The organism is Longimicrobium terrae (genome assembly GCF_014202995.1).
In the GTDB taxonomy this organism is placed as follows: Bacteria; Gemmatimonadota; Gemmatimonadetes; order Longimicrobiales; family Longimicrobiaceae; genus Longimicrobium; species Longimicrobium terrae.
In genome coordinates this window covers 42,657-68,874 of record NZ_JACHIA010000029.1, presented here as the reverse complement: position 1 = coordinate 68,874, position 26,218 = coordinate 42,657, and the positions used below count along the sequence as shown (strand labels likewise).

General features: G+C 69.8%; 25 protein-coding genes. 6 read left to right on the top strand and 19 right to left on the bottom strand.

The window, feature by feature from the left end; all coding sequences use genetic code 11:
• Nucleotides 1-227 precede the first annotated feature (227 nt).
• Nucleotides 228-1,565, top strand: a complete 1,338-nt coding sequence (locus tag HNQ61_RS26720) for a hemolysin family protein (RefSeq protein WP_170035214.1) — start codon at nt 228-230, stop codon at nt 1,563-1,565.
• Nucleotides 1,566-2,140: 575 nt separating this feature from the next.
• On the opposite strand, the gene HNQ61_RS26715 is transcribed toward HNQ61_RS26720, so the two are convergent.
• The 18 genes from HNQ61_RS26715 to trpS form a co-directional block, all read right to left on the bottom strand.
• Nucleotides 2,141-3,760 carry an alpha-amylase family glycosyl hydrolase gene (locus HNQ61_RS26715; protein WP_170035213.1) on the bottom strand — a complete coding sequence of 540 codons (1,620 nt, stop codon included), beginning with the start codon at nt 3,758-3,760 and terminating at the stop codon, nt 2,141-2,143.
• Nucleotides 3,757-4,740 carry a TIGR03885 family FMN-dependent LLM class oxidoreductase gene (locus HNQ61_RS26710; protein ID WP_170035212.1) on the bottom strand — a complete coding sequence of 328 codons (984 nt, stop codon included), beginning with the start codon at nt 4,738-4,740 and terminating at the stop codon, nt 3,757-3,759. Before HNQ61_RS26710 ends, HNQ61_RS26715 begins: the two co-directional genes overlap by 4 nt.
• Nucleotides 4,737-5,615, bottom strand: coding sequence for an SDR family oxidoreductase (locus tag HNQ61_RS26705; RefSeq protein WP_170035211.1), 879 nt, complete (start codon nt 5,613-5,615; stop codon nt 4,737-4,739). The genes HNQ61_RS26710 and HNQ61_RS26705 overlap by 4 nt, the downstream gene beginning before the upstream one ends.
• Before the next feature lie 729 nt (nt 5,616-6,344).
• Nucleotides 6,345-6,734: a hypothetical protein gene (locus tag HNQ61_RS26700; protein WP_170035210.1), complete on the bottom strand. Its 390-nt coding sequence runs from the start codon at nt 6,732-6,734 to the stop codon at nt 6,345-6,347.
• A 97-nt stretch (nt 6,735-6,831) separates the two neighbouring features.
• A complete protein-coding gene (locus tag HNQ61_RS26695; RefSeq protein ID WP_170035209.1) occupies nt 6,832-7,278 on the bottom strand; it encodes a PilZ domain-containing protein in 447 nt (148 codons plus the stop codon).
• Between the two features lie 24 nt (nt 7,279-7,302).
• Complete coding sequence (locus HNQ61_RS26690; RefSeq protein ID WP_170035208.1) at nt 7,303-7,929, bottom strand: class I SAM-dependent methyltransferase; 627 nt, start codon at nt 7,927-7,929, stop codon at nt 7,303-7,305.
• Nucleotides 7,926-8,792, bottom strand: a complete 867-nt coding sequence (locus tag HNQ61_RS26685) for a D-hexose-6-phosphate mutarotase (RefSeq protein ID WP_170035207.1) — start codon at nt 8,790-8,792, stop codon at nt 7,926-7,928. Before HNQ61_RS26685 ends, HNQ61_RS26690 begins: the two co-directional genes overlap by 4 nt.
• A 627-nt stretch (nt 8,793-9,419) precedes the next feature.
• Nucleotides 9,420-10,067: an HAD hydrolase-like protein gene (locus HNQ61_RS26680; protein ID WP_170035206.1), complete on the bottom strand. Its 648-nt coding sequence runs from the start codon at nt 10,065-10,067 to the stop codon at nt 9,420-9,422.
• Between the two features lie 111 nt (nt 10,068-10,178).
• Nucleotides 10,179-12,335, bottom strand: coding sequence for a PAS domain-containing sensor histidine kinase (locus HNQ61_RS26675; protein ID WP_170035205.1), 2,157 nt, complete (start codon nt 12,333-12,335; stop codon nt 10,179-10,181).
• On the bottom strand, nt 12,328-12,819 hold the full coding sequence (locus tag HNQ61_RS26670; RefSeq protein ID WP_170035204.1) for a DUF456 domain-containing protein: 492 nt from the start codon (nt 12,817-12,819) through the stop codon (nt 12,328-12,330). The genes HNQ61_RS26675 and HNQ61_RS26670 overlap by 8 nt, the downstream gene beginning before the upstream one ends.
• Nucleotides 12,819-13,949, bottom strand: a complete 1,131-nt coding sequence (locus tag HNQ61_RS26665) for a type IV pilus twitching motility protein PilT (protein ID WP_170035203.1) — start codon at nt 13,947-13,949, stop codon at nt 12,819-12,821. Before HNQ61_RS26665 ends, HNQ61_RS26670 begins: the two co-directional genes overlap by 1 nt.
• Before the next feature lies 1 nt (nt 13,950).
• Nucleotides 13,951-14,988 carry a D-2-hydroxyacid dehydrogenase gene (locus HNQ61_RS26660; RefSeq protein ID WP_170035202.1) on the bottom strand — a complete coding sequence of 346 codons (1,038 nt, stop codon included), beginning with the start codon at nt 14,986-14,988 and terminating at the stop codon, nt 13,951-13,953.
• A gap of 400 nt (nt 14,989-15,388) precedes the next feature.
• Nucleotides 15,389-16,183: a 4-hydroxy-tetrahydrodipicolinate reductase gene (gene dapB, locus HNQ61_RS26655; RefSeq protein ID WP_205761565.1), complete on the bottom strand. Its 795-nt coding sequence runs from the start codon at nt 16,181-16,183 to the stop codon at nt 15,389-15,391.
• Complete coding sequence (gene dapA, locus HNQ61_RS26650) at nt 16,184-17,107, bottom strand: 4-hydroxy-tetrahydrodipicolinate synthase (RefSeq protein WP_170035201.1); 924 nt, start codon at nt 17,105-17,107, stop codon at nt 16,184-16,186. It lies immediately after the preceding gene.
• A 4-nt stretch (nt 17,108-17,111) separates the two neighbouring features.
• Nucleotides 17,112-17,471, bottom strand: coding sequence for a TFIIB-type zinc ribbon-containing protein (locus HNQ61_RS26645; protein WP_170035200.1), 360 nt, complete (start codon nt 17,469-17,471; stop codon nt 17,112-17,114).
• Between the two features lie 183 nt (nt 17,472-17,654).
• Nucleotides 17,655-17,894 carry a hypothetical protein gene (locus tag HNQ61_RS26640; RefSeq protein WP_170035199.1) on the bottom strand — a complete coding sequence of 80 codons (240 nt, stop codon included), beginning with the start codon at nt 17,892-17,894 and terminating at the stop codon, nt 17,655-17,657.
• A gap of 754 nt (nt 17,895-18,648) precedes the next feature.
• Nucleotides 18,649-19,440 (bottom strand): alpha/beta fold hydrolase, encoded by a 792-nt coding sequence (locus HNQ61_RS26635; RefSeq protein ID WP_170035198.1) that lies wholly within the window; start codon nt 19,438-19,440, stop codon nt 18,649-18,651.
• Between the two features lie 11 nt (nt 19,441-19,451).
• Entirely contained in the window at nt 19,452-20,417 is a 966-nt protein-coding gene (gene trpS / locus HNQ61_RS26630; RefSeq protein WP_170035197.1) for a tryptophan--tRNA ligase, read from the bottom strand.
• 170 nt (nt 20,418-20,587) lie between these two features.
• On the opposite strand from trpS, the gene hutG reads away from it, so the two are divergent.
• The 4 genes from hutG (at nt 20,588) to HNQ61_RS29380 (ending at nt 23,256) form a co-directional block, all read left to right on the top strand.
• Nucleotides 20,588-21,532, top strand: coding sequence for a formimidoylglutamase (hutG, locus tag HNQ61_RS26625; protein WP_170035196.1), 945 nt, complete (start codon nt 20,588-20,590; stop codon nt 21,530-21,532).
• Nucleotides 21,533-21,802: 270 nt separating this feature from the next.
• On the top strand, nt 21,803-22,222 hold the full coding sequence (locus HNQ61_RS26620; protein ID WP_170035195.1) for an endonuclease domain-containing protein: 420 nt from the start codon (nt 21,803-21,805) through the stop codon (nt 22,220-22,222).
• Nucleotides 22,223-22,402: 180 nt separating this feature from the next.
• Nucleotides 22,403-22,999 (top strand): arginase family protein, encoded by a 597-nt coding sequence (locus tag HNQ61_RS29385; RefSeq protein WP_170035194.1) that lies wholly within the window; start codon nt 22,403-22,405, stop codon nt 22,997-22,999.
• Nucleotides 22,966-23,256, top strand: coding sequence for an arginase family protein (locus HNQ61_RS29380; protein WP_170035193.1), 291 nt, complete (start codon nt 22,966-22,968; stop codon nt 23,254-23,256). Before HNQ61_RS29385 ends, HNQ61_RS29380 begins: the two co-directional genes overlap by 34 nt.
• 162 nt (nt 23,257-23,418) lie before the next feature.
• Here the strand turns inward: HNQ61_RS29380 and HNQ61_RS26605 are convergent, their stop codons facing one another.
• Nucleotides 23,419-24,093, bottom strand: coding sequence for a YiaD family glycine zipper/OmpA-like lipoprotein (locus HNQ61_RS26605; protein ID WP_205761563.1), 675 nt, complete (start codon nt 24,091-24,093; stop codon nt 23,419-23,421).
• A gap of 370 nt (nt 24,094-24,463) precedes the next feature.
• Between HNQ61_RS26605 and HNQ61_RS26600 the strand changes: the two genes are divergently transcribed.
• A complete protein-coding gene (locus tag HNQ61_RS26600; RefSeq protein WP_205761561.1) occupies nt 24,464-26,164 on the top strand; it encodes a RecQ family ATP-dependent DNA helicase in 1,701 nt (566 codons plus the stop codon).
• Nucleotides 26,165-26,218: the final 54 nt, after the last annotated feature.

The following is a 26,218-nucleotide window of genomic DNA, read 5'->3' as shown; positions in this document are numbered from 1 at the left end:
CTTACCCGCCGCCCCCCCCCCCGGGGGCCCGCGCTGGCGCGCTCCCCCCCCCCGTCCGGCGTGTCGGGCGGGGCCGCAACATAACGCACCACCCCGGGGGGGGGGCGGGATCTCCTGACCCCGCCCGCCGCCCGTTTTTTGCGCTCGGGGAACTGGACCGCGGCGGCGCCGCGCGGCTATGTTGCCCGTCATCCTTGAACAACGATTCACCGCGGGCGAGGCGAGCGATGGGGAGTATCGGCACGGAGGTGCTGATCGTGATTCTGCTGCTGGTGGCCAACGGCGTGTTTTCCATGTCGGAAATCGCCGTGGTTTCCGCGCGCAAGACGCGGCTGCAGCAGCGCGCCGAGCAGGGCGACGCCGCGGCCGCGCGCGCGCTGCAGCTGGCGGAATCGCCGGAGCGCTTTCTGGCGACGGTGCAGGTGGGAATCACGCTGGTGGGCACGCTGGCCGGGGCGTTCGGCGGCGCGCGCATCGCCGAGCCGCTGGCGGAGTCGTTCAAGCACACGCCGTGGCTGGCGCCGTACGCCAACGCGGTCGCCATCACGCTCGTGGTGCTGGGCATCACCTACCTGTCGCTCATCATCGGCGAGCTGGTGCCCAAGCAGATCGGCCTGCACAACCCGGAGCGCATCGCCGCCCTGGTCGCCGGCCCCATGCACCTGCTGTCGCGCTTCGCCTCGCCGCTGGTGTGGGTGCTCACCAGCAGCACGGGGCTGGTGCTGCGCGCGTTCCGCCTGCAGAAGAACACCGATCCGCCCGTCACGGAAGCGGAAATCAGCGTGCTGCTTGAGCAGGGCACGCAGGCGGGGGTGTTCGAGGAGGAGGAGCAGGAACTGGTCGAACGCGTCTTCTGGCTGGGCGACCAGCGCGTGGTGAGCCTGATGACGCCGCGGCACCGCGTGGCCTGGCTGGACGTGAACGATCCGCCGGACGAGAACCGCGCGCAGATGGTGGCCAACCGGCTTTCGCGCTACCTGCTGTGCGACGGCGCCATCGACCGCATTCTGGGCGTGGTGGCCACCAAGGACCTGTGGGCGGCGGAGCTTTCCGGCACGCGGGTGGAGGACCTGCGCCCGTTCGTGAAGCCGCCCCTCGTCGTCCCGGAGAGCACGCGCGCGCTGGACCTGCTGGAGCGCTTTCGCGAAAGCCCGGTGCACATGGCCATCGTGGTGAACGAGTACGGCGGCACCGAGGGGATCGTGACGCTGAACGATCTGCTGGAGGAGATCGCGGGGGAAATGGCCAGCTTCGGCGGGCCGCCCGCCGCGCCCCCCATCGTCAAGCGCGAAGACGGCTCGCTGCTGATCGACGCGTCGCTGCCCATGGAGGAGTTCCGCGAGGCGCTGGACCTGCCGGAGCGCCGCGAGGAATACCGCGAGTACCGCACGGTGGGCGGGTTCGTGTTCGCCAGGATGGGGCGCGTGCCGCGGCCGGGGCAGCACTTCTACGCCGAAGGGTACCGCGTGGAGGTGGTGGACATGGACGGCAACCGCGTGGACAAGGTGATGGTGCAGCGGATGGACCGCCCGGAGGATGCGATGCCGCGGGAGGATTCGGCGTAGGGGAAGTGCGTAGGGGAAGTGCGTGAGTGCGGGGTGCGTTAGTGCGTTAGTGCGGGAAGCGCACCGGGAGGGGAGAACGGCGGTTTGTCTGCTCCGGATGGATTGGCGCGGCGGCGGGCAGCCCTCTCCCCCCGGCCCCCTCTCCCGCAAGCGGGAGAGGGGGAGACCTAACCTCGGCGGCGGACGGCGGTGCGGCTCGGCAGCCTTCGTCCGGCGGTTGAAACCGCGCCTCGAAAAACACGAAGTCCGCCTGCGCGGACTGCGGCGGCGGACCCCGAATGGTGTCCCCAATGCAGTTGAAGCCCCGAACGGCGCGCGAATAGCGCCGTGTCGGGGCTTTCCGCTGTTCGAGCGGCGGATTCATTCGCTCTCGAGGGCGTGGGCGCGCGATGATCCTGGCTTTCCGCGCCGAGGCTGCCGCCCACCCCAACCCTCCCCCAGTCTGTTTTGGGGGAGGGTGGGCCGGTGGTGCCGGCCCGGGTGGGGGCCGCCCTGGACTACGCCTCCCGCACCCCAACCATCCTCCGCGTGGTAGTGGGCCCGGGTGGGAGCCGCCCTGAACTCCGCTTCCGCCCTCAATCCATCCGCACCACCACGCCCTCGTCCCCGCGCAGGTCGATCCGCCCATCTACCGCCTCGTCCCCGCGGTCCAGCGCGGTGGAAAGGAGCACGCGTCCCGCCCCGGCGACCTCGATGGACGTAGGCGTCTCGCCCAGGTTGAGGACGACGAGCAGCCGGTCGCCGCCGTGCGTGCGCGTGTAGGCCAGCACGTCGCCCGCGGCGGGCACGGCGGCCCAGTCGCCCAGCGCCAGGGCCGGCTCGGCGCGGCGCAACGCGAGCAGTCTGCGGTGAAGCGCCAGCATGGAGCGCGGGTCATCCGCCTGCGCGGCCACGTTCACGTCGCGCCAGTCCTCCGGCAGTGGCAGCCACGGCTCCTGCGCACTGAACCCCGCGTTCGCCTCCGCGGACCACTGCATGGGCGTGCGCACGGGATCGCGCCCCAGCCCGCGCCCGGGCAGGTTCAGCTCCCACGGATCTCGCACGCGGTCCGGCGGGATCGGCACGTTGCGCATCCCGATCTCGTCCCCGTAGTAGACGGTCGGCGTGCCGCGCAGCGTCAGCAGCAGCATGGCCGCCACGCGCGCCTGCGCGGGACCGACGCGGCTGGCCACGCGCGCGCGGTCGTGGTTGCCCAGCACCCAGTTGGGCCACGCGCCGGCCGGCAGCAGCGACTCGTACCGCGTCACCGCCGCCTCCAGCGCGCGCGCGTTCCAAGGCAGCTTGATCAGCTGGAAGTTGTACGGAAAGTGGACACCGCGCCCGCCCTGGCCGTAGTAGGCCATCACGCGCTCCACCTCGTTGTAGATCTCTCCGATCAGCACGCGCCCGCCGCCGTACCCATCCACCACCTCGCGCATCCGCGCAATCACCTCGTGCACGCCGGGCTGGTCGCTGGAGCGCTCGCGCAGCAGGCGGTCGTACGGATCGTCGCGCCCCTCCACGTAGGCGGGATTCGGCGGATTGTCGCGCATCGCCTCGTCCTTGACCACCGCCTGCACCGCATCCACCCGCACGCCGTCCGCGCCGCGCTCCAGCCAGAAGCGCAGCACGTCCATCATCGCCTCCACTACTTCCGGATTGCGCCAGTTGAGGTCCGGCTGCTCGCGCAGAAAGGTGTGCAGGTAGTACTGCCGGGTGTGCGCGTCCCACTCCCACGCGCTGCCGCCGAACGCGCTCACCCAGTTGTTGGGCGGGCCGCCGTCCGGCGCCGCGTCGCGCCACACGTACCAGTCGCGCCGCTCCGCGTCCCGCGACAGGCGCGACGCGAGGAACCACGGATGGCGGTGCGAGGTGTGGTTGGGGATGTAGTCCACGATGACGCGGATGCCGCGCGCGTGCGCCTCGCGGACGATGTCGTCAAAGTCCACGATGCCGCCGTACACGCGGTCCACCGCCTTGTGGTCCGTCACGTCATACCCGAAATCCGCCATCGGCGATGGATAGAACGGGCTGATCCACACGGCGTCCACCCCCAGCCACGCAAGGTGGTCCAGCCGGCGGACGATCCCCGGCAGGTCGCCGATTCCGTCCCCGTTGGTGTCCTGATAGGAACGCGGATAGATCTGGTAGATCACCCCGCGCCGCCACCACGGCGCCTCGCCGCCGCCCGTTCCCCCGATCGCCGCGTCCGTCATCCTGAATCGCCGATGGTCCTCAATTGCGGCAGCACCCGCTCGCCGAATACGTCGATGAACCGCTCCTGCTCGTCACGGTGGACGCAGTGCAGGTTGATCTCCTCGAATCCCATCTGCACGTCTTCCGCCAGCCACTCCAGGTGCTGCTCCGGATCGGCGCTGATCCTCATCTTTGCCGCCACGTCCTCCGGCCGCATGATCTCCGCGAGCGCCTCGAAGTGCGCCGGCGTGCGCACCTCGCCCAGAACCGCCGTGGGGAGCATCAGGGTGCGCCACTGGTCCCACGCGCCGTGCAGCGCCTCCGCCTTGGTCTTCGCGAACGAGAGCTGGGCCTGCAGGTAGATGGGCTTCCCTTCCCCGCCACCGCGGCGGAACGCGTCGATCATGGCCTGCAGGTCCTTGCGGGCGCGGACGGTGGTGATCATTCCGTCCGCCCACCCGCCGATCCACTCCGCCGTCGCGGGGGAAAGCGCGGCGCCCACGATCTTGGGCGGCTCCTTGGGAAGGGAGTACAGCCGCGCCTCCTCCACCGTGATCAGCCCGCGGTGGGTGACGGTTTCGCCTGCCCAGAGCGCGCGGATGATCTCGCACGCTTCCTTGAGCCGCGCGTTGCGCTCCGCCTTGACCGGCCAGCGCTCGCCGACGATCCCCTCGTTCAGCAGTTCGCCGCTGCCGGGGGCGATCCAGAAGCGGCCGGGATACATCTCCGCCAGCGTGGCCGCCGCCTGCGCGATGATGGCGGGGTTGTAGCGCCAGCCGCCCGGGACGGTCACGGCGCCAAAGGGAAGCTTCGTCGCCTGCAGCGCGGCGCCCAGCCAGCTCCACGCGAAGCCGCTGTGCCCCTGCGTTTCCGTCCACGGGTGAAAGTGGTCGGAGCACATGGCAGACTGGAAGCCCGCCTGGTCCGCGCGGACGACGAGGTCCAGCAGGCGGCTGGGCGCGTACTGCTCGTGGCTGGCGTGATAGCCGATCCGCGTCACCGCGTGCCGCCCTTTCCGGTCACCGCCAGGATCTCGCCGGAGATGTAGCGCGCGTCCGCGGAGGCCAGGAACACGTACGAGGTGGCGAGCTCAATGGGCTGCGCGGGGCGCTTCCACATGGTGTCCTCGCCGAAGGTGGCGACCTTTTCCGGGCTCATGGTCGCGGGGATGAGCGGCGTCCACACCGGGCCGGGCGCCACGGCGTTCACGCGGATCCCTTTCTCCGACACCACCTGCGCGAGGGTGAGGGTGAAGTTGTGGATGGCGCCCTTGGTGGCCGAGTAGTCGATGAGCCCCGGGTTGCCCTCCAGCGCCGTCACCGAGCCGGTGTTGATGATGCAACCGCCTTCCTTGAGGTGCTTGAGCGCGGCCTGCGCCATGTAGATGTAGCCGAAGATGTTGGTGCGGAACGTCCGGTCGATCTGCTCTTCGGTGAGTTCTTCGATCCCCTGCTGCTCCATCTGGTACGCCGCGTTGTTGACCAGAATGTCCAGCCGGCCGAACTCCTTTGCCGCCAGGTCGACGAACTCGCGGCAGGCGGACTGGCTGCGCACGTCAAAGCGGTGGACGAGGCAGCGGCGGCCGGCGGCTTCCACGTGGCGCCGGGTTTCCTGCGCGTCCACGTCTTCCTGCTCGCTCAGGTAGCCGATGGCGACGTCCGCGCCCTCCTTGGCGAACGCGATGGCCACCGCGCGCCCGATGCCGCTGTCCCCGCCGGTGATGACGGCGGCCAGGCCGGTGAGCTTGCCGCAGCCTTGGTAGCTTTCCTCGCCGTGGTCCGCCTTGCGGTGCATGGCGTCGTCGGTGCCGGGATAGGGCTGCTGCGTATCCTTTTTGGACACGGTGGGGCCGTTCATGGGATTGCGGTCCAGCATGCTGAAAACTCCCGCTCGGGGCGATGGCTGATCGGTTCGGAGCGCGGGCGGTTTGCAGGGAGCATACCGGATGCGGCACAGGTCGCGGCGCGCGAACGGGTTAGGGGCGCGGGCGGGTTAGCAGGCGGATGACGGCGGAGATCGAGGTGGTCCGCAGAGATCGGCGCGGCGCCGGGCTGTGAGGCCCCTCCCCCGACCCCTCCCCGTGCAAACTGCGCACGGAGAGGGGAGAACTGCGGATCTGATTGCTCCGGATGGTTCGGCGCGGTTGGAGAGGCCCCCTCTCCCCAGCCCTCTCCCCCGCGCCGCGGGAAAAAGGGAGACCTCAGCGCGAGAGCGACGGCGGTGCGGGCCGGCGGGCCTCGTCCGGCGGTTGAAACCGCGCCTCGAAAGACACGAAGTCCGCCTCCGCGGACTGGGGGCGCAATCTCGGCGCGGGTTCCGATGCACTTGAAGCCCCGAACCGGACGCGCCAGCGGCCGGTGTCGGGGCTTTCCGCTGTCCGAGCGGCGGATTCATTCGCTCATCGGAATCCGCTCACGCGCCAATTTCCGCCTCTCGCGCCGAACCATCCGCCCGTCCCAACTCTCCCCGGTCTTGATCGGCGGAGGATGAGCCGGTCGTGCCGGCCCGGATGGGGGCCGCCCCGGCCTTCGCGCCACGAAAAAAGCCCCGCTCGCGCGAGGCTTTCAGCCCTTCTCCATTCCTGTCGTAAGCGACTCCCGCTCCTCAGCCGCCGTGCGGCTCCCGCTCGTTCACACGCAGCACGCCGGACGGGCGAACGGGGCGCGTAGGCAGAAACCAGAGCAGCGCGCAGGTAGCGTACACCTCGCGCCCGAACCCCGCGAGCGGCGCACCCACCAGCAGCAGCACGTACATCGCCGCGGTCGCCAGATTCTTTCGGCGTGCGGAGCGCAGCGCCGCCGCCGTGGACCGGCTCTCCATCAGCCCGGTCAGGTCGCCGCGGCGCTCGCTGACGTCGGCCAGGCCGGAGACGGCCTGCGCCTCGGCCGCGTTCAGGCCCACGCGCAGCAACGCACGCCCGCTGCGCACCAGCAGGGCGACGCATCCAGCCACGGCCAGCACGGCCAGAGCAAACGAAAGCAGAGAAGTGTTCACGTCCTCAGTTTCGCGCCCCGCGCGCTCCGCCGCAACCGCTCCCGGAAGCCGCCATCCCTGGTCCGCATCAACCTCGTCCGTCCTCGCGGGATGATGATCAGGATGACGGAAAGCGGTCGGCGAAGCGCGTAATCCACTCCGTCGCGGCCTCTTCCGGCGTCAACTCGCGCCCCTGCTCCGCGGACTCCCGCCGGTACTGGTCGATGGCGCACACCTGCTCCACCATCCGGATGCGAAAGGCGTCTTCCTTCCCCAGAAACTGCACGCCGATACAGAAGGCGTCACCCTCGGCCTTGCACCACACCACGCGCGCCTCGGCGTCGAACGGCGGATCCACCTGCGTGATGCGCACGCGGATCTCCGTCCCCATAGGCAGTTCCTCGTCCGAGACAAAGGAGAGCCCGCCGAAGCTCACGTTCGTGGCGGACGGCTTCAGCCCCGCCCCGCCGCCCGTGCGCTCCACCTCCAGCGGCACGTCGGCGGTGTGGCGGATGAAGCGGCGCGGAACGACGTATCCGGCGTCCGGGCGGGTTTCGGTCATCATGGTGTGCGCATCGGGATCATTCCTTCAGGCGGGGCGGATGAGGCACCACGTGGTCATCGCCCGCAGGTTCTGCACGTTCGTTGTCCGGATCGGATCGGCCAGGGTGGCGCCCAGCGCGGACGTGCGCTCCAGCAGCCGCGCCTCATCCATCAGAAAGCGTGTGCTGCCGTCCGGAAGCCGGTAGCGCTCGCCGCCCAGCGGCCGCACCCGGTCCTCGATGCCGATCGTGGTCGCCAGCCGCGCGAAGAACAGACCGCCGGGACGCAGAACGCGCCACATCTCGTTCACCATGGCGTCGAAGTGCGCCTGGTCGCGCGCAAAGTGCAGCACGGCGCTGCTCAGCACGGCATCCATGGACGCATCCGCGTACGGCAGCGACTCCACTTCCGCCTGCTGCACGCGCTCCGGCGGCAGATGCGGCGCAAGGTCGGCCATCAACTGGCGCACGCGCAGCACGGAACCCTCGTCGCGGTCGACGGCGAACACCTCGAACCGGTTGCGGAGAAACCACACCAGGTTGCGCCCGGCGCCGCACCCCGCGTCCAGCACCGTGCGGTACGCGTCGAAGCGCCCGCGGAGAAGCTGGTCGAACAGGTAGATGTCGATCTCGCCGAACTCGTCGCGGAGATGGCCGGAATGGGATGCCGTCATCCGGCCGTCAGCGTCTGCGAGCCCGTCCAGCGCGCGCCGGGCTCCAGGTGCACCGGCGTGCCGACCGCGGCGGCTTCCACGCACAGCATCCGCCGCTCGCCGCCGGGCTCCAGGTCCGCCAGGCGCGCGGCGAGTGCGGCGCCGGGATTCCACACGACCGTGTCGGGAAAGCCGTTGGACTGGATGGTCATCCGCCGCTCGCCATCCACCATCTCCAGCGAGGGCGGCGCGTCCAGGTACACCCGGTCCACCTCGCCCGCGATCCGCAGTTCATCCGCCTCCTCCACGCGATCCCCGCCCGCCACCTTGTCGCGGATGCGCGTGCCCCGCAGTCCGCGCAGGACCGTCCGCGCGATGTCATCCACGCGTAGATAGGTGTGCAGCGCGGCGGTAAAGGAGAAAGGCGTGTCACCCGTGTTCTGCACCGTGAGCGCCACCTCCAGCGCCGCGCCGGAGACGGTGACGCGCAGTTCGGCCCGGAACGCGTGATTCCAGATGGCGCGCGTTTCCGGCGTGTCCGCCAACTCGAAGAGCGCCTGATCCGGCCGCTCGCCAGCCACAAGCCGCCACGCGCGGTCCCGCGCAAAGCCGTGCTTGGGGAGCGGGCCTTCCGCGGCGAACTGCGGAAAGATGACCGGAATGCCGCCGCGGATCGCCTTGCCGTCGCCGAAATCTGCGTTGGCGCTCAGGAACAGCGCGTCGCGGTCCGCGCCCGCGGGCGTCCACGAGGTCACGTGCGCGCCGTGCAGGTACACCTCCGCCCGCGCGCCGTCCGCCGCCTGGAGAACGATGCGCTCCCGCGCGGACTCGTGCCCGGCGGACCCCGGTGAGGGCTTGCTGCTCTGCGCTTCGCGTTCCGTCATCGATCAGCTGCAAGGGGTGCGTGGATGGACAGGTCGCACCGCAGGCGCATGGACGATGCCGGAGCGTTCGGCGGATGGGATTCGCCGGAGGCATTCCGTGCCGCGCGTGGCGGAAGAGGAGAATCAGGTGAGGTGTCATCCCGACCAGCATCGGCCGAGCCGCCGTCCAGGAGCGAATGAATTCGCCGCTGGAAAGGCACGAAGTCCGCCTGCGCGGACTGCGGCGGCGGGCTTCGGCGCGATTCGCGTGGTTGGCTTGGCGGAGAGTAGATCCTTCGGTCGCGCAACGTTCGGCGGGACGGAAAGCACGGCGCACGCTCCCTCAGGATGACATGGCTGGGCGTGGGCGTGGTAACTGACATCCCCGCAACAACATGTCATCCTGAGGAGGCGCCGGCCGCACCCTCCGCCACGCCGCGGCTTGGCGCCGACGAAGGATCTATTGTCCGCCCGGTCCAACCACGCGCCGCGCACCGATCATCGCCCAGGATCCCCATGCAGTTGAAGCCCCGAACGTCGCGCGCCAGCGCGTCGTGTCGGGGCTTTGCGCTGTTGGAGCGGCGGATTCATCCGCTCAACCGACTTCGGGCATCCGCCTGTATCCGCCATCCACACAGAACCCGCCCATCACCCCTCGAACGCCGCGGCGATGTCCGGAACGGAGTGAAACAGGTACGCCGGATTCTGTGCGCGGAGCGTATCAGCGGACGTGTATCCCCACGTGACCGCGCCGAACGCAACGCCCGCTGCCCGCGCCGCCTCCGCATCCCGCACCTCGTCGCCGATGCACAGGGCGCGCGCCGGATCCACCCCCGCGCGCGCCACCACCCGCCGGAACAGCCGCGCCTTGCCGAACAGCGACGCCCCGCACTCCCACAACCCGACACGCGCGGCAATCTCCGGCCCCAGCACGCAGGCGACGTTCTCCCGTGAGTTGGAGGTGACCACGGCCAGCGCCACGCCGCGGTCCGCCAGAATATGCAGAAGCGGAAGCACGCCGCCGAACGGCGTGATCCGCCCGATTTCCGCCGCCGCGAGCCGCCGCATGTACCGCGCAACCAGCGGCAGCTTCCACGCGGGCACGCGCAGATGCGCAACAATGCTCCGCGCGCTGAGCCCGCGGAGCATCTGCACATCCCCATCCTCGATCCGCCGGAAGCGGTACCGCTCCGCCGCCTGGTTCACCGCCCCCAGAAACCACGGAAACGAATCCGCGAGCGTTCCGTCGAAGTCGAACACCGCCAGCCGGTACGCTCCGCGCCCCACGTCCGTCATCAACCGACGCTCATCCTTTTGCAGCCCCGGGCGGACAATGCTCCAGGCCGGAAACACCGCGCGCCGACAGGTACGCTCTCCACCCCGCGCCCGTCATCGACCGACACGTTTTCAGCCGCGGGCGGACTCCGGCGGCGGCAGCGCGCGGGCCACGCCGTCCTCCACCACCACCGCCTGCCCGTGCATGGCGCGGTGGATGGCTTCCTCGCCCTCGCGCGCCATCACCGTGCGCACCGGCAGGCTCACGGTAAAGACGGAGCCTTCGCTCGGCCGCGACTCCACGTGAATCGATCCGCCCAGCAGCCCCAGCAGCTTGCGGACGATGGACAGCCCCAGCCCGGTTCCGCCGTACTCGCGCGTGGACGACTGGTCCGCCTGCCGGAAATCGTCAAAGATGCCGCGCAGGTCGTTCTGCGAGATGCCGATGCCGGTGTCCGCCACCTGCACCTCCACCCCTTCCGCCACCGTGCGCGCGCGCAGCGTCACCGAGCCCTGGTGCGTGAACTTGACCGCGTTGCTCATCAGGTTCAGCAGAATCTGCTTGAGCCGCATGCGGTCCGTCAGCAGCACGGGAAGCGTGTCGGGCACGTCCACCAGCAGGCGCAGCCCGCGGGCGTGCGCCATCGGCTCCAGCCCGTCCGCCAGCTCCTGCACCAGCCCCCCCAGCGCCAGCGGCTCCAGGTGCAGCGGCATGCGCCCCGCCTCGATCTTCGCCAGGTCCAGAATGTCGTTCACCAGCGCCAGCAGGTGCTCGCTGGCCGTCTGCACCCGCTGCAGCGCCTCGTCCTGCCGCTCGGTAAGGTCGCCGTAGATGCGCTCCCGCATCAGCGCCGTGTATCCCAGCAGCGCGTTGATGGGGGTGCGCAGCTCGTGGCTCATGCTCGCCAGAAACTCGCTCTTGTGCCGGTACGCGCGCTCCAACTCCTGCCGCTGCCACGCCAGCTGCCGGTTCTGGTCCGTCAACTCGGCGGTCGCTTCGCGGATGGACTGCTGCAGCCCCGCGTTCACCCGCGCCAGCTCGGACGCGAGGCGCGCGTTTTCTACCTCATGCGTGCGGTCGTGCAGGATGCAGACGACGGCGGCCGTCGCGTTGTCGCCGTCGCGGATGCGCGCGCAGATCAGCTCCGCGGGCAGGTCGCGCGGCGACTCGGTTTCGCGCAGCTCCACCCGGGTGACCGCGGCCGCCTCGTCCCCCGCGGTGAACTCCTCCACGGCGGCAAAGATGCGCTCCGCGTTGGATGCGGCGCGCGGGTCGGGCGCGCCGTCCGGCCGCGGCCCGAACAGCCGCTGCGCCTCGCGGTTCATCAACATGACCGCGCCGCGGTGGTCGGTGACCACGATGGGCGCGCCGGCGTGGGCCAGGACGAGGTTCAGCTGATCGCGTTCCGCGCGCGCGGTGGACTCCGCCTGCCGCGCGCGCCGCACCTGGTGGCCCAGCTGGTGGGAGGTGTTGCGCAGGTCGGTGACGTCGCGCAGCAGCGACACCGTGCCGTCGTCCGGAAAGCTGGCGCCCTGCGGCAGCGGCGCGGGCACGGCCTCAAAGCGCCGCTCCGCCCCCGTCTCCGGATCCACGAGCGTCAGTTCGCGCGGCTCGCCCTGCGCGGCGGGAGGGCGCGCCAGAAAGGAGGTGAACAGGTAGTTGTTCACCTCCGCGCGGCGCCGGTGCTCTTCCGGCGCGTCCGGCGCGGAGGAAAGCAGCGCGCGGGCACGCCCGTTCTCCAGCAGGATGCGGTTGCGGCGGTCCGTCACCAGCACGGGATCACCCAGCGACTCGCAGATGGCGCCGTACAGCCGCGATCGGCGCTCCGCGGCGTCGCGGGCCTGCTCGGCAGACTCCACCCGCCACCGCGCGTGCAGCGCCGGTCCCACGGCGGCGAGCAGGGCGACGGAGGAGGCCCGTGCCTCCGCGTCCGCGTCCGCCGCGTCCACCAGGAGGATGGCGAAGGGTGCGTCCTCCGAGCCGAGGAGGGGAAGGGCCACGCCGCGCCCCATGCCGTCCATCGCCTCCGGCATCCCCGAGGCGAGCGCGCGCGCCACGGCCTCCGCCGCGGTCCCGGCGCTCACGGCGCGCGGCGGCTGGCCGGCGGGGACCCACGCCGGGTGCTCGCGGAGCGCGGCGCCGTCGCGCATCAGCACCGTTTCCAGCCGCATCCCGGCCGGCTCCAGCGCCGCCGCGGCCGCGCCCCGCAGCGCGTCGGCAAAGCGCGGGGCGCGCAGCACGCGGTCCATTTCGCGCGCCGCATCGGGCGCGCGGCGGGGATCAACCAAGCGCCGACACCAGCGCCAGGGCCGCGATCACCACGCTCACGGCCGCCTTGGCCACGGTCGCCACCAGCCGTCCCAGAAACGCGCCCCACCCCGCCCGCAGCGCCGCGCGCCACTCCGGCCCGCGCGTCATCTCCATCACCACCGCGCCCACGAACGCGCCGATGAAGGCGCCGATCACGCTGCCGATGAGGAAGACGGGAACGCCGACGACCGCGCCCACCAGCCCGCCGAGGATGGCGCCCCACGCCGCGCGCTGGCTGCCTCCGTACATCCGCGTGTACCGGGCCCCGATGGTGAACTCCACCACCTCGCCGATGATGGCCAGGACGACGGCGGCGGCCAGCGTGGGCCAGCCGATGCGGGTGAAGTCCGTGGCCCACGCGTATCCCGCCATCCCCGCGACCTGAAGCCAGGTGCCGGGAAGGCCAAAGGGCACCAGCAGCAGCCCGGCGGCCTGGGACAGGGCCAGCAGCGCGTATTCCATCAGAAGTATTCGGAAGAAATGCCGGCCATCCCGGCGCCGCCGTTCTGCGCGCCGGGGGCGCCCCCGCCGGACAGCATGTTGAGCTTCAGCTCAAAGTCGCCGGGGTTGCTGGCGGCCGCCTTGGCCACGCCGTAATCCACCTGCCCGCTCATCACCAGGTCCATCAGGCACTGGTCAAACGTCTGCATGCCATACGTGGTGCGCCCGCCCGCGATGTGCTCCGGGATCTCCGAGGCGCGGTTTTCGTCGGCGATGCAGTCGCGGATGGTGCCGCTGACGACCATCACCTCCGCCGCCAGCACGCGTCCCTTGCCGTCCTTCTTGGGCAGCAGGCGCTGCGAGATCACGGCCTGCAGCTGCTCCGCCAGGCGCAGGCGCACCACCTTCTGCTCTTCCGGCGGAAAGGTGGCCACCAGGCGGCTGATGGTGCTGGCCGCGTCCTTGGTGTGCACGGTGCTGATGACCAGGTGCCCCGTTTCGGCGGACTTGAGCGCGATGTCGATGGATTCGCTGTCGCGCATTTCGCCGATCAGGATCACGTCCGGGTCCTGCCGCAGCGCCGCGCGGAGACCTACGCGGAAGGTGTCCGTGTCGATCCCCACTTCGCGCTGCGTGATGGAGCAGTTCACGTCACGGTGCAGAAACTCGATGGGGTTCTCCAGCGTGACGATGTGCCGCCGCATGTTGTTGTTCATGAAGCCGATCATGGCGGCCTGCGTGCTGCTCTTGCCGGAACCCGTCACCCCGGTGACCAGCACCAGGCCGCGCTCCAGCGCCGCCACGTCCTGCACCACCGGCGGCAGCCCCAGCGCGTCGAGCGTGGGGATCTCGAACGGAATCACCCGCATCACCACCATGAAGCTGCCGCGCTGGCGCAGGATGTTCACGCGAAAGCGGCCCACGCCGGGGAGTCCCCACGAGCAGTCGTAGTCCTGCAGGTCGTCCAAGGCCTGCCGGTCGCGCTCGTTGGGGATGAGCTTGAGGGCGATGGCGCGCGTCTGTTCGGGGGTAAGCCGCTGCTTGGTGAGGGGGATGAGGGATCCGTTGATGCGGGCGCGGAACACGTCGCCCGCCTTGATGTGCAGGTCGCTGGCCCCGCGCTGCACCGCCGCGGTGATGATGTTTTCCAAGCTAGTAGCCCGCCTTCTTGTCGACGGTGTTCCGCAGGGGCCCGCCCGCCGCGTACCGCCGGATGTTTTGCACGATCAGCTCCGTCTGGCGCCGCCAGAAGCGGTGCGACGCGCCCGAAACATGGGGCGTCACCAGGACGTTGGGAAGAGTCCACAGGGGCGAATCGTCCGGCAGCGGCTCGCGCGCGAACACGTCCAGCCCCGCGCCGCGCAGCCGTCCGGAGCGCAGCGCATCGATCAGCGCCCGCTCGTCCAACACCGCGCCGCGCGCCACGTTGATGACCACGGCGCCCTCCGGCAGCATCGCCAGCTCCCGCGCGCCGATCAGCCCCTCGGTTTCCGCCGTCAGCGGCACGGTGACGACGAGGAAGTCCGCGCGCGGCAGCAGTTGATCGAGCGCGTCCTCTCCATGGAAGACCTCCACCCCGTCGGGCCCGTCTCCCCCGCCGCGGCGGCTGGCGACCACGGTCATTCCCAGCGCCGAGGCCCGGTGCGCCACCGCCCGCCCGATGCCGCCCAGGCCCACGATGCCCACCGTGGCCTCGTTCAGTTCGCGGATGGGCGATTCGGCGTCGTCGAACGGGGCCTTGTCCCAGCGGCGGTCCGCCTGGGCGCGCACGGCGAAGTCCAGCCCGCGGGCAAAGTGCAGCATCATCGCCAGCACCGTATCCGCCATCGGCTCGGCGTAGACACCGGCCGCGTTGGTGAGCACGACGTCGGAGTGCGCAATTTCATCCCGCAGCGATCCGCCCACGCCCGCGGAGGCCGTGTGCGCCCACTTCAACCCCGGCGCGGCGTGCAGCACGGCGGCGGGAACACCGTATCCGAGATACACTTCCGCGTCGCGCACGGCGTCCAGCACGGCCGGGGGCAGATCGTCGCCACCGTCTCCGCGGCCGTCCGCCGGCGCGTCGGGCACCACGACCTCCCATCCGTCCGGCAGCGCCTCGCGAATTTCATCCACCGCCCAATCGGGGATGGAATACACGGGGCGTGCATCGTCGCGAAGGTGGATGACGAGTCGGCGCGGCGCGGTCATGCGGCGAAGCGGTCGGGCATCATCGTGCGATGACGGCGTGTTCGGGATTCGGGGAAGATTCAGTATACACCCGCCGGCTCCGGAACGCGAAACGGTGTCCGGGTTTCACGCGGAGGACGCGGGGGTTTCAACCGAGAGGAACGCGGGGGAACTTCAACAGCACAACAGCCTCACACAGAGCCGCAGAGACGCAGAGGAACAGCAACAGCCAGACATCACACAGAGTTAACAGAGTGAACAGTAGAAAATCCCGCCTCTGTTGACTCTGTGTGATTCACTTCTTTTTTCTCTCTCTGCGTCTCTGCGTCTCTGCGTGAGGCCCTTTCTTTTTCCACTGAAACGAGGATCGGGACCCCCGCTCGCGCGAAAGCCCCGATTCCCGCCATCCGTCGAAACAGAATCAGCCCAGGCCGAGCACGTCGCGCATGGAGTACGCGCCGGGTTCGCGGCCGGCCAGCCACTTCGCCGCGCGCAGGGCGCCTTCCGCAAAGAGCGCGCGGTCCTGGGCCACGTGCCCCAGCGTCACGCGCTCCCGCTCGCCGATGAACATCACCTCGTGCTCGCCCACGATGTCGCCGCCGCGCACGGAGTGGAACCCCACCTCGCCCACGGGGCGCTCGCCGGGGCGGCCGCTGCGCCCGTCCACCCGCACGTCCGCCAGCGCGACGGAACGGCCCGCCGCCACGGATTCGCCCAGCGCCAGCGCGGTGCCGCTCGGCGCGTCCACCTTGCGGCGGTGGTGCGCCTCCACGATCTCCACGTCGTACTCCGTCCCCAGCGCCGCCGCCGCCTTTTCCGCCAGCGCGAGAAGAACGTTGACGCCCACGCTGAAGTTGGCCGCCTGCAGCACGGGAGACCGGCGGGCCTGCTCGTCGATCCGCCGCTGGTCATCCGCCCCCAGCCCCGTCGTGCCGATGACGAGCGCCACGCCCGCCAGCGCTTCGCCGTGCATCTCCAGCAGCCGCGCCAGCAGTTCGGGGGAGGAGAAGTCGATCACGACGTCCGCCTGGCGAATCCACTCGCCCGCGGTTTCTGGCGTGGCCACCACCGGGCACCCGATGTCGCACCCCGCCTCGGGAATGCGCCCGATGCCGCCCGCCAGCGACATCCCGTCGTCCTCACCCACCAGCCGCGCCAGCGTCGTGCCCATCCGTCCGGTCGCGCCGCTCAGCACCACCCGCGTGATCTCCGCCACTCAGCGCGCTCCCAGCAGGCCCACGCCGCGCATTGCGGATTCCACTTCCGCACGGATCCCGTCACTTACGGTCACCAGCGGCAGGCGCGGCTCGCCAACATCGAAGCCCAGCATTCCCACCGCCGCCTTGACCGGAATGGGGTTGCCCTCGCGGAACAGCGCCGCGATCAGCGGCAGGTAGCGCAGCTGCAGCGCGCACGCCTCGGCCGTGTTCCCCTCCAGGAACGCCGTGGCCATCCGCGACATGTCTCGCGGCGCAATGTTGGCCAGCACGCTGATCACGCCCTTGCCGCCCAGCGACATCACGGGCACGACCTGGTCGTCGTTGCCGCTGTACAGCGCGATGCGGCCGCCCACGCGGCGCGCCACCTCGGCGATCTGCGAGATGTCGCCGCTGGCTTCCTTGATCCCCACGATCCGCTCGTCCGCCGCCATCTGCTCCACCGTTTCGGGGAGGATGTTGCACGCGGTGCGGCCGGGAACGTTGTAGACGATGACGGGCAGGTCGCCGCCCGCGTCCATCACCTTCTGGAAGTGCGCGACGATCCCTCGCTGCGGCGGCTTGTTGTACGGCGGCGGGGCGATGAGCAGCGCGTCGGCCCCGGCCTCGCGGGCGGCCGCGGCCACCTGCGCCACCTGCGCCGTGTCGCTCCCGCCGCACCCGGCCACGACGGGAATGCGGCGGTCCGCGGACCGCACCTCGTCCGCCACGGCGCGCACGGCGCTGCGCTGCTCGTCCAGCGACAGCGTGGCCGCCTCGCCGGTGCTGCCGTTGACGATCAGCGCGTCGGTGCCTTCGCGCAGGTGAAAGCGCACCAGTTCGCGCAGCACTCCCTCGTCCGGCGCGCCGTCGGCCGCCATGGGGGTCACGAGCGCCACGCCGGAGCCGGTGAACAGAATCCCGCGGTCCGCGGTCTGGGTCATCCGTCTAGATGTTGTTCAGGTCCACGATGTCGCCGGGGAGCACGTCGCCTTCCGCGTCGTCCGGGTCCAGGTCGCGTTCGGTGGTGTCGCGGAAGTCGTCCGCGGCCTCGTCGCCCACGTTGTCGTAGTACGAGCGGAACACGCCACCGCCGCACTTTTCGCACTTCATCCCGGGCTCAGGCGCTTCATCCTCAAAGAAGTAGTCCTTGCCGCAGTTTTCGCACACCAGCGTAAGCACCTGGACGGGATCGGTACCGGCCGGGTTGGGCCGCGACTCGTCGGTCGCGTTGGAAAACTGGGCCGGACCGGCGTCGGTGCCGGAATCCTGCCGTCCCTGCGGATTGGTGGGGCCGTGCTCTGACATGCTCTCTCCTCGGTGAAGTCGGGTCCGCGGGCCGGGGTGCACAGAGTATACCGGACAGGAACGGCGGCGAATAGGGAACAGTTGATCCGGCGCGGCGTCCGGTTGCGGCGCATGAAAAAAAGAGGACCGCCGCGGAATCCCGCGGCAGTCCTCTTCATCGTACGCCGATCACCCCCAGCAGCGTCAGCGGTCGTCCGTGGCAGGCGGGCCAATCACCTCAGGGTGATCGTAACTCGCCAGTTCGGCGCGCGTTTCGGCATCGAGCGACGCAAAGAAATCCGGGCTGCTCCAGATGCGCCGGCGAGCTTCATCGAGGGATGGCGCGGGCACATCATCGCTGCTCAAAAATACGGCGGGCCGGCGGAGTTTCACCCCGCTGTCCGGCTTGTGGTGGCGTGCGCGTACCTGTGGCGTTTTTTTCATGGCTTTATCTCCCGCTCACAATATACCGCTTTTCCTCCGGACCGGGCAACGACAAAGCCCAGGCGTTCATACCAGCCAATCAGCCGCGGCTCCGGGTAGCCAAGGCGAATACGTGACGCTCCCACTGCTTTCCCGTAGGCCGTTGCGATAGAAAGCGCAAGCAGCACGATCTCACCCCGGAGAGGCACGGGCGGGGGTTCGGGCCGCCGTTCGACATAGGTGAGGGTCACTGTGTGCCGTACTCCCGTTTGTCGGTGCCGCGAAGCGCGGCCCAGGATCAATCCGCACAAGTCGTCGCCAGACCAGAGCGCGACAGGGAGGATCGCCGCGCGCCGCGGCATGCATTCAATCAGCAGGGGCCAGTTCCAGGCACCTGCGTCCGCCGGGTGGCGCCTGCCCATCCACGTCCCGCTCCAAGCCTCCATGGCAGTGCGGTCGATGTCGGTGACGCGAAGGTCCGTCGTCACCACCCCCGCGCGAACGTACTGGTCCCGCACGAACGAGTATACGTCCGAGCGAATATCGGCGTGCCGCCTGCGGGCGGACGCGTACGGGGAAAGCATGGTGCGAACACTCCGGTCCTCGGAAGCATCTGGTCATGCTCTCCCGTCGGCGTCATGCGCGGCGGTGAGCCTCCACCCGGGCACCTACCCGGAAATTCACGTCACAGATTGGCATAAAATCCTCTCATGCTGACTCATGATGATGGCGCTCAGATTACCCCTGCTGCCGAGCCCAGCGTTTCTGGTGCCTTTCAGTCCGGAGCAATGGCGGTGCGCCCGATGAACTCCGCCGCGGCAGCGAGGACGGCGTCGGGCTGCTCGGCGTGCGGCGCGTGGCCGCGGCCGGGGAGCGCGACGACCTCCACCGGGCCGGAGGATGAGGCGCGGATGGCGTCCACCTGCGCCGTCGTGCCGTACTCGTCCGCATCGCCCTGGATGACGAGCACGGGGAGGCGCATCGCCGGAAGCAGATCCGCGATGGACCACGCGCGGAACTCCGGCCGCAGCCACACCTCCGTCCATCCGCCGAACGTGGCGTCCACGTCCGCGTGGTGGCGCGCCAGCTTCGCCCGCATCTCCGTCGCCCGGTACCGCTCGGGGAGAAGGGCGATGCTCGCCACCGTGCACTCCTCCACGAACACGTGCGGCGCCTCCACCACCACTGCACGGACACACGAATCCGGAAACCGCGCCGCGTGGATCAGCGCGATGGACGCTCCGTCGCTGTGGCCGAAAAGGATGGCCTCGCGCACGCCCCCCTCGCGCAGCACCGCATCCAGCACCTCCGCCTCGTCGTGCATGAAGCCGACGGGGCGCGGCGGCGGAGCGGGATCGGACCGGCCGTAGCCCGAGCGGGCGTACACCAGCGCGCCGCACCCGCACGCCTCCGCCAGCCGCGCCGGAAACCCGCGCCACGTGCTGACGGAGCCGAGTCCTTCGTGCAGAAACACGATCGTGGGCGCGTCCGCCGGCGCGGGGCCGTGCCAGGCGTACTCCAGGCGGACGCCGCCGACCGTCATCCACCCCGCGCCCGGCGTTTCCATCAACGGGATCGTCAGCGCAGGCCGACGGCGCTGAACACGCGGTTGACGACCGGGCGCGCGACGGCGTCGGCGCGGCGAGCGCCTTCGGCCAGCACCTCGTCCACGTAGCCGGGGCGGGCGACGATCTCCTCGCGGCGCGCGCGCATGGGGGCAAAGTACTCCCACATCGCCTCGAACAGGCGCTGCTTGAAGTGGCCGTATCCCATTCCGCCCGCGCGGAACTGGTCCTTCATCTCCTGCACCTGCTCCGGCGTGGCGAACAGGCGGTACAGGTCCACGATGATGGAGCCGTCCGGGTTCTTGGGGTCTTCCAGCGGCGTGGAATCGGTGACGATGGACATCACCCGCTTCCGCAACGCCTTTTCCTCCATGAAGATGTCGATGGTGTTGCCGTAGCTCTTGCTCATCTTCTGCCCGTCCAGCCCGGGGACGACCGCCACGTGCTCGCTGATGGCGGGTTCCGGGAGCTTGAGCGTCCCCGCGCCAAACGCCTCGTTGATCTTGACGGCGATGTCGCGCGTGGCCTCCAGGTGCTGCTTCTGGTCGCGGCCCACGGGAACGAGGTCCGCGTCGTACGCCAGGATGTCCGCGGCCTGCAGGATGGGATAGGTGAACAGCCCCACGTTGCTGCTGATGCCGCGCGCCGTCTTTTCCTTGTACGCCACCATGCGCTCCATCAGCCCCATCGGCGTCACCGTCGACAGCACCCACATCAGTTCCGAGTGCAGCGGCACGTCCGACTGGCGCCACAGGATGGTGCGCTCCACGTCCAGTCCGCACGCCATGAGGTCGATGGCGGCGGTGCGCACGGCCTGCCGCAGCGCGGCGGCATCCTGCAGCGAGGTCAGGGCGTGCAGGTCGGCCAGAAAGAGAAAGACCTCGCCCTTGCCCTGCAGGTCCATCAGGGGCTTGATGGCGCCGAAGTAGTTGCCGATGTGGAGCACGCCCGAAGGCTGCAGCCCGGTAAGAATGCGCATGCGATGAGCTCTGGAATCGCGAGTAATCCGGCCGATGATGACAGGCGTCACGGGAACGGTCGCCGACGGCGCGGTTGCCCGCCCGCCGCCCGCCGCCGTACCCTGTCCCGTACCGCTGAAACCTGCAGGTTCGCCGCGGTCCCAGCAAGAGAACCCGAGCCGCCACAAACGTGACAGATTTGCATTCCCACCCGCTGGATGGCCTGCGTGCCGCCCCGGACCCGCGCGATCCCCGCGCCCCCGCGCTCCTCATCCCGCACGCGGACGGCGAGCCGCTGGAGGGTCGCGCCGTGGTGCTGGGGATTCCGTACGATGGCGGGATTCCGTCGCGTCCGGGCGCCCGCTTCGGCCCGCGCGCCATCCGCGAGGCGCTGGCCGGCTTCGGCGCGTTCGACGGCGAGCGCGAGGTGCCATCCGCCATCGACCTGGGCGACGTCTCCGTCCCCACCATGAACGGGGCGGATGCGCACGCCGCCATCGAAGAAGCCGCGCGGCGGGTGTTCGCCTCCGGCGCGCGGCCGGTTTTCCTGGGCGGCGACCACGGGATCACGGGGTCGATCATCCGCGGGCTGGCGGCGGCGCGGCCGGACGCGCGGCTGGGACTGGTGACCGTCGATGCACACCTGGACGTCCGGGAGTACGAGGACGAGGCGCACCTGTCCAGCGGAACGCCCTTTCGGCGCGCGCTGGAAAGCGGCATCGGCGATGGCGGGCGCACGGCCATGATCGGCATTCGCCGTTTCGCCAACTCGCGCTACTACCTGGATTGGGTGGTGGAGCGGGGCGTTCACCTGGCCACGGTGGAGGACATCAACACCCATTCTGCCACCCGCAGCGCACGCGCCGCGCTCTACCGGGCGACGGAGGGCGCCGACGCCCTGTACCTGAGCGTGGACATGGATGCATGCGACGCGGCGTACGCGCCCGGGGTGAGCGCGCCGGGCATCGGCGGGCTGTCGTCGCGGGAGATGATCGACATTGTGCGGACGGTGGCGGCGGATGGAAGGCTGGTGGGCGCCGACATCATGGAAACCTCGCCGCCGTACGACCAGGACGGCCGCACCGCCCGCCTCGCCGCGCGCCTGCTGCTGGAGATCCTGGCCGCGCGCCCGTGAGCGGGGTTGGGTCGAAGGATTCGGTGCGTTTCGATCAGGATCGACCGAACAGATTGGAGCGTTCTGGAGAGTTCGGCGCGGCGGCGGGCTCCCCCCTCCCCCCAGCCCCCTCGCCCCGCAAGCGGGGGAGGGGGAGCCGTTCGGCGCGGGGGACGGGGTGTCGTGAACTGCCTGCTCCGCACGTAAGAGGTTGGTGAGATGAGCAGTTCTCGTGGTGCGATGCGAACCCGTGAACGGAGAGCCACGATGCATGATGACCCACCGCGCTGAATGCGGGGGCGCACGCCCCGGATCCAGCAGGCAGCAAAGCAGTTGCGCGCGGAGATGACGAGCGCGGAGCAGATCCTGTGGACCGAACTCCGTCCGAGCAGGATGAAGGACCTGCGAATTCGGAGGCAGCATGCGATCGGGCGCTTCATCCTGGACTTCTACTGTCCGGCCCGCATGCTTGCCGTCGAGGTGGATGGCGGAATCCATGATGGTCCCGATCAGGCGGAGCGTGACGCGGCCCGCACGCAGGCGCTCGCCGCGCTCGGAATCGAGGTTCTGCGTATCCGGAACGAGCAGGTCGAGCACGATCTTGAGGGCACTCTCAGGCTGATCAGAGGTGCCGCGGATTGCCGGCCGGAGCGCTTCGCCGCAAGCACTTCTGCCGTGCCGGCCAACGAGGAGCCGTCCGCGGCCTCCTGAGCGGATTCCGGCGTTGAGCGCCGAACTCCGCCTCGGCGCCGAACGGCTCCCCCTCTCCCGCTTGCGGGAGAGGGGGCTGGGGGGAGAGGGGTGCCTGCCGCCGCGCCAAATCATGAGAACCGCGCCGTTTCTACTCTTGCACACCCACGAAGATAAAGTCCTGCTTTCGAGGCATTTGAGATGAACATCCACCTGATCGCGGTGCCCTACGACTCTGCCGTGCGCGGCTGGCGGATGGGCGCCGGCCCTGAAGCACTGCTGCGGAGCGGACTTGAGGATCACCTGCGCGCTCGCGGCCACCACGTCGCGACCGAGATCGTGGAGGCGCCGGATGACGGGCCCGCGACCGAGATCCGAACGGCGTTCGTGCTCGCGGCGGCCTTGCGCGACCGGGTGCGCACCGCGCGTGAGGCGGGCGCGCTGGCCGTGGTGCTCGCCGGCAACTGCGGAAGCGCACTGGGCACCGTCGCCGCGCTGGCGGAAGACGAACCGCTCGTCGTGTGGATGGACGCGCACGGCGACCTGAACACGCCAGAGACGAGCCGGAGCGGCTTTCTGGACGGGATGGCGCTGGCCATCCTTACCGGCCACTGCTGGGCTCCGATGGCCGCGTCCCTCCTTCCCCGCCCCGTCGCGGAGGACCACGTCCTGCTGGTCGGCGCGCGCGACCTGGACGCGGGCGAACAGGCGCTGCTGGCCGATTCCGCCATCCGCCTGGTGCACGCGGACGCGGCGCGCGCGGAATGCCGCGGCTGCTGGACCCCGCACGCGCGGTAACGGCAACCGCGTACCTGCACATCGATCTGGACGTGATCGATCCGTCGGAAGCGGTGGCGAACGGCTACGCGGTTCCGGGCGGCCTCTCCATCGCCGATGTAGCCGCGCTCGCCAACGAAGTCGCAGCCGGCTTCGCCCTTCCCGCCATCGCCTTTACCGCGTGGGACCCATCCGCCGACCCCGGATCGCGCATCCCCGCCGCCGTCATCACCATCCTCGACGCCATCCTGGACGCGGTGCAGCCGGTGAGCGGATGACCCGCCGCCGCGCCATCATCCTCCGTGACCTCCGTGGATCCTCCGCGACCTCCGTGTGAAACGGCAGTTCCCCCGCGTCGCTGCACACGAGAATCATGGACGCACGAAAAAGCCCGGGACCATCACGGTCCCGGGCTTTGTTTCGATCAGCGGAGCAGCGGCTTACTGCGAGCCGTTCTCGCGCAGCACCTGCTGCCGGTACTCTTCGCTCGCGAAGATGGCGACTTCCACGCGGCGGTTGCGCGACTTGCCGGCGGCGGTGGTGTTGTCGGCCACCGGCTCGGACTCGCCGCGGCCTTCCACGCGGATCACGCTGGACGAGATGCCCTGGCCCACCAGGTAGTTGCGGGCGGCCGAGGCGCGGCGCAGCGACAGGCCCATGTTGTAGTCATCCGAACCGTCGGCGTCCGTGTGGCCCACGATGAGCACTTCGGTGCCGGGGTAGCGCTGCAGGCTGGCGGCCAGCTGGCGCAGGTTGCTCTGGCCGGCGGACTGAATCACGTCGGAGTTGGTGGCGAACAGAATGCCGGACTCGAAGGTGACGGCGATGCCCTCGCCCACGCGCTGCACTTCGGTGTTGGGAATCGTCTCAAGTTCCTGCGCTTGGCGGTCCATGCGGCGGCCGATGACCGCGCCGGCCGCGCCGCCCACCACCGCGCCGATGATGGCGCCGCGGGCCGTGTTGCCGGTCTGGCGGCCGATCACGGCGCCGATCGCGCCACCCGCACCCGCGCCGATGCCGGCGCCGCGCTCGGTGTTGTTCAGGGACGCGCAGGCCGTGGTGCCAAACGTGGCAACGCACAGCGCCGCGGCGATAGAACGCTTCATCTTCGTCATTGATCCGTCTCCTCGTGTGTGGAATCTACCCAGCCGCCACACCCCACCGGGGCGGGCGTCACCAACCCCTGTGCACGGGGCGTGCCCCCATGCAGTCCCCTCCACCCGCGCCGGGAAAGTGGCGCCCCGGCTGAGAAATGCAACCTCCCCGAGGTCACGATCAACCAACGATGGAGCCCCCCCCGCACTGTCACCTGTCCCCAAACAGCGACACCACAACAACTTGCGTGACACACACGCGAGACCCGGCACGCGCCGGACTCATGGGAGGGCGGTGCCGGGGCCGCGCGCGTGGGGGTCGGAACTGGCCCGGCGCTTGCCCCAGCGTGGCCGTCGTTCGCAGGACCCTATCGTACCGAAAGGCATTCGCGTGGCCGCATCCGTAAAGGGCGCGGGCGATGATCTCGCCCTCGCGCTCCGTCAGCATTTTGACCTCGCCGGGTTCCGCCCCGGGCAGGAAGAAACGATCCGCGCGGTGCTGGACGGCCGCGACGCCATCGTCGTTCTTCCCACCGGCGCGGGAAAGTCGCTGATCTACCAGCTTCCCGCGCTGCTGCTGCCGGGCCTCACCGTGGTCGTAAGTCCGCTCATCGCACTGATGAAGGACCAGACCGACAAGCTGGATGAACTGGGCGTGGAGGCGTGGACCATCAACTCCGCCCAGTCCGCGGGGGAAACGCGCGCGGCGCGGGAAGCGGTGGAAAGCGGCGACGGCAAGATCCTGTACGTAACCCCGGAACGCTTTCGCGACCGCGAGTTCTTTGAGCTGCTTCTGGAGCGCAAGGTGTCGCTTTTTGTGGTGGACGAGGCGCACTGCGTCAGCCAGTGGGGCCACGACTTCCGCCCCGACTACATGATGCTGGGGAGCATCGCCGAGCGCCTGGGCCGTCCGCCCGTGCTCGCGGTGACGGCAACCGCGTCGCCCGACGTGCGCATCGACGTCGCGAAGCAGCTGCGGATGAAGGACCCGTTCACCTGGGTAGGCGACCTCATCCGTCCCAACCTGTTCCTGGAAGTGCTCCCCACCGTCAACGAGGCGGAAAAGGATGCGGCGCTGGAGCACGTGCTGCGCCGGTCGGAGGGCACGGGCATCATCTACGTCGCCACCGTAAAAGAGGCCGAGCGGCTGTACGAGGAGTTCGGCAAGCGGCGGGAACTGGCGTTGTACCACGGCAAGCTCCCGGCAAAGGAGCGGCACGAGGCGCAGGACCGCTTCATGTCGGGAGAGGCAAAGGCGGTGATCGCCACCAACGCCTTCGGGCTGGGGATCGACAAGCCCGACATCCGCTTCATTGTGCACTACCACTTTCCCGGCTCGCTGGAGTCGTACTACCAGGAGGCGGGGCGCGCGGGGCGGGACGGCGAGCCTTCGCGGTGCGTCATTCTGTACCGCGAAGAAGACCGCGGGGTGCAGGGGTACTTCCTTGGCGGCAAGTATCCGGATCTGGACGAGGCGATCGCCGTGGCGCGCGTCGTCAACCGCATGCCGATGGAAGAGAAACGCGCGCTGGATGAGATCGCCGAGATGGCGGAGGTGCCCCGCCGCAAGGCGCGGATCGTGATGACGCTGCTGAAGCGGCACGGGATGATGCGTGAGCACCGTGGCGGCTTCTGGGAGCGCCTGGTGCCCGACGTGGCGGCCGCCGACCTCAGCAAGGAGCTGCTGGATTACGAGGACCGCCGCGCCACGGACCGCAAGAAGCTGGATGACATGGTGCGCTACTGCCGCACCGCCAAGTGCCGCACCCGCATGATTTTGGAGTACTTCGGCGAGGTGTCCGACGCGGACTGGACGTGCGGGCACTGCGACAACTGCGTGGAAACGGACCCGTCGTCCGTGGTGGCCACGACCCCGCGCGCGGAGAAGCCCGGCATCCCGGAAGGCTACACCTTTCCCGACCTGCACACGTCGGATGTGGACCATGCCCTGCTCGGCAGCGGGGATGAGGTGCGCCACGAAACGTACGGCGAGGGGCTGGTGCTGGCCATCAACGGCGACCGCGCGGAGGTGGACTTCGCCGGCCACGGCACGCGCATGATCAAGACGGACTTCCTGATCCGCATCGACTGACGTGGCGGGAGACGATCGGCTGCACGCAGAAGCGGCCCCGGGTCAGAATCCGGG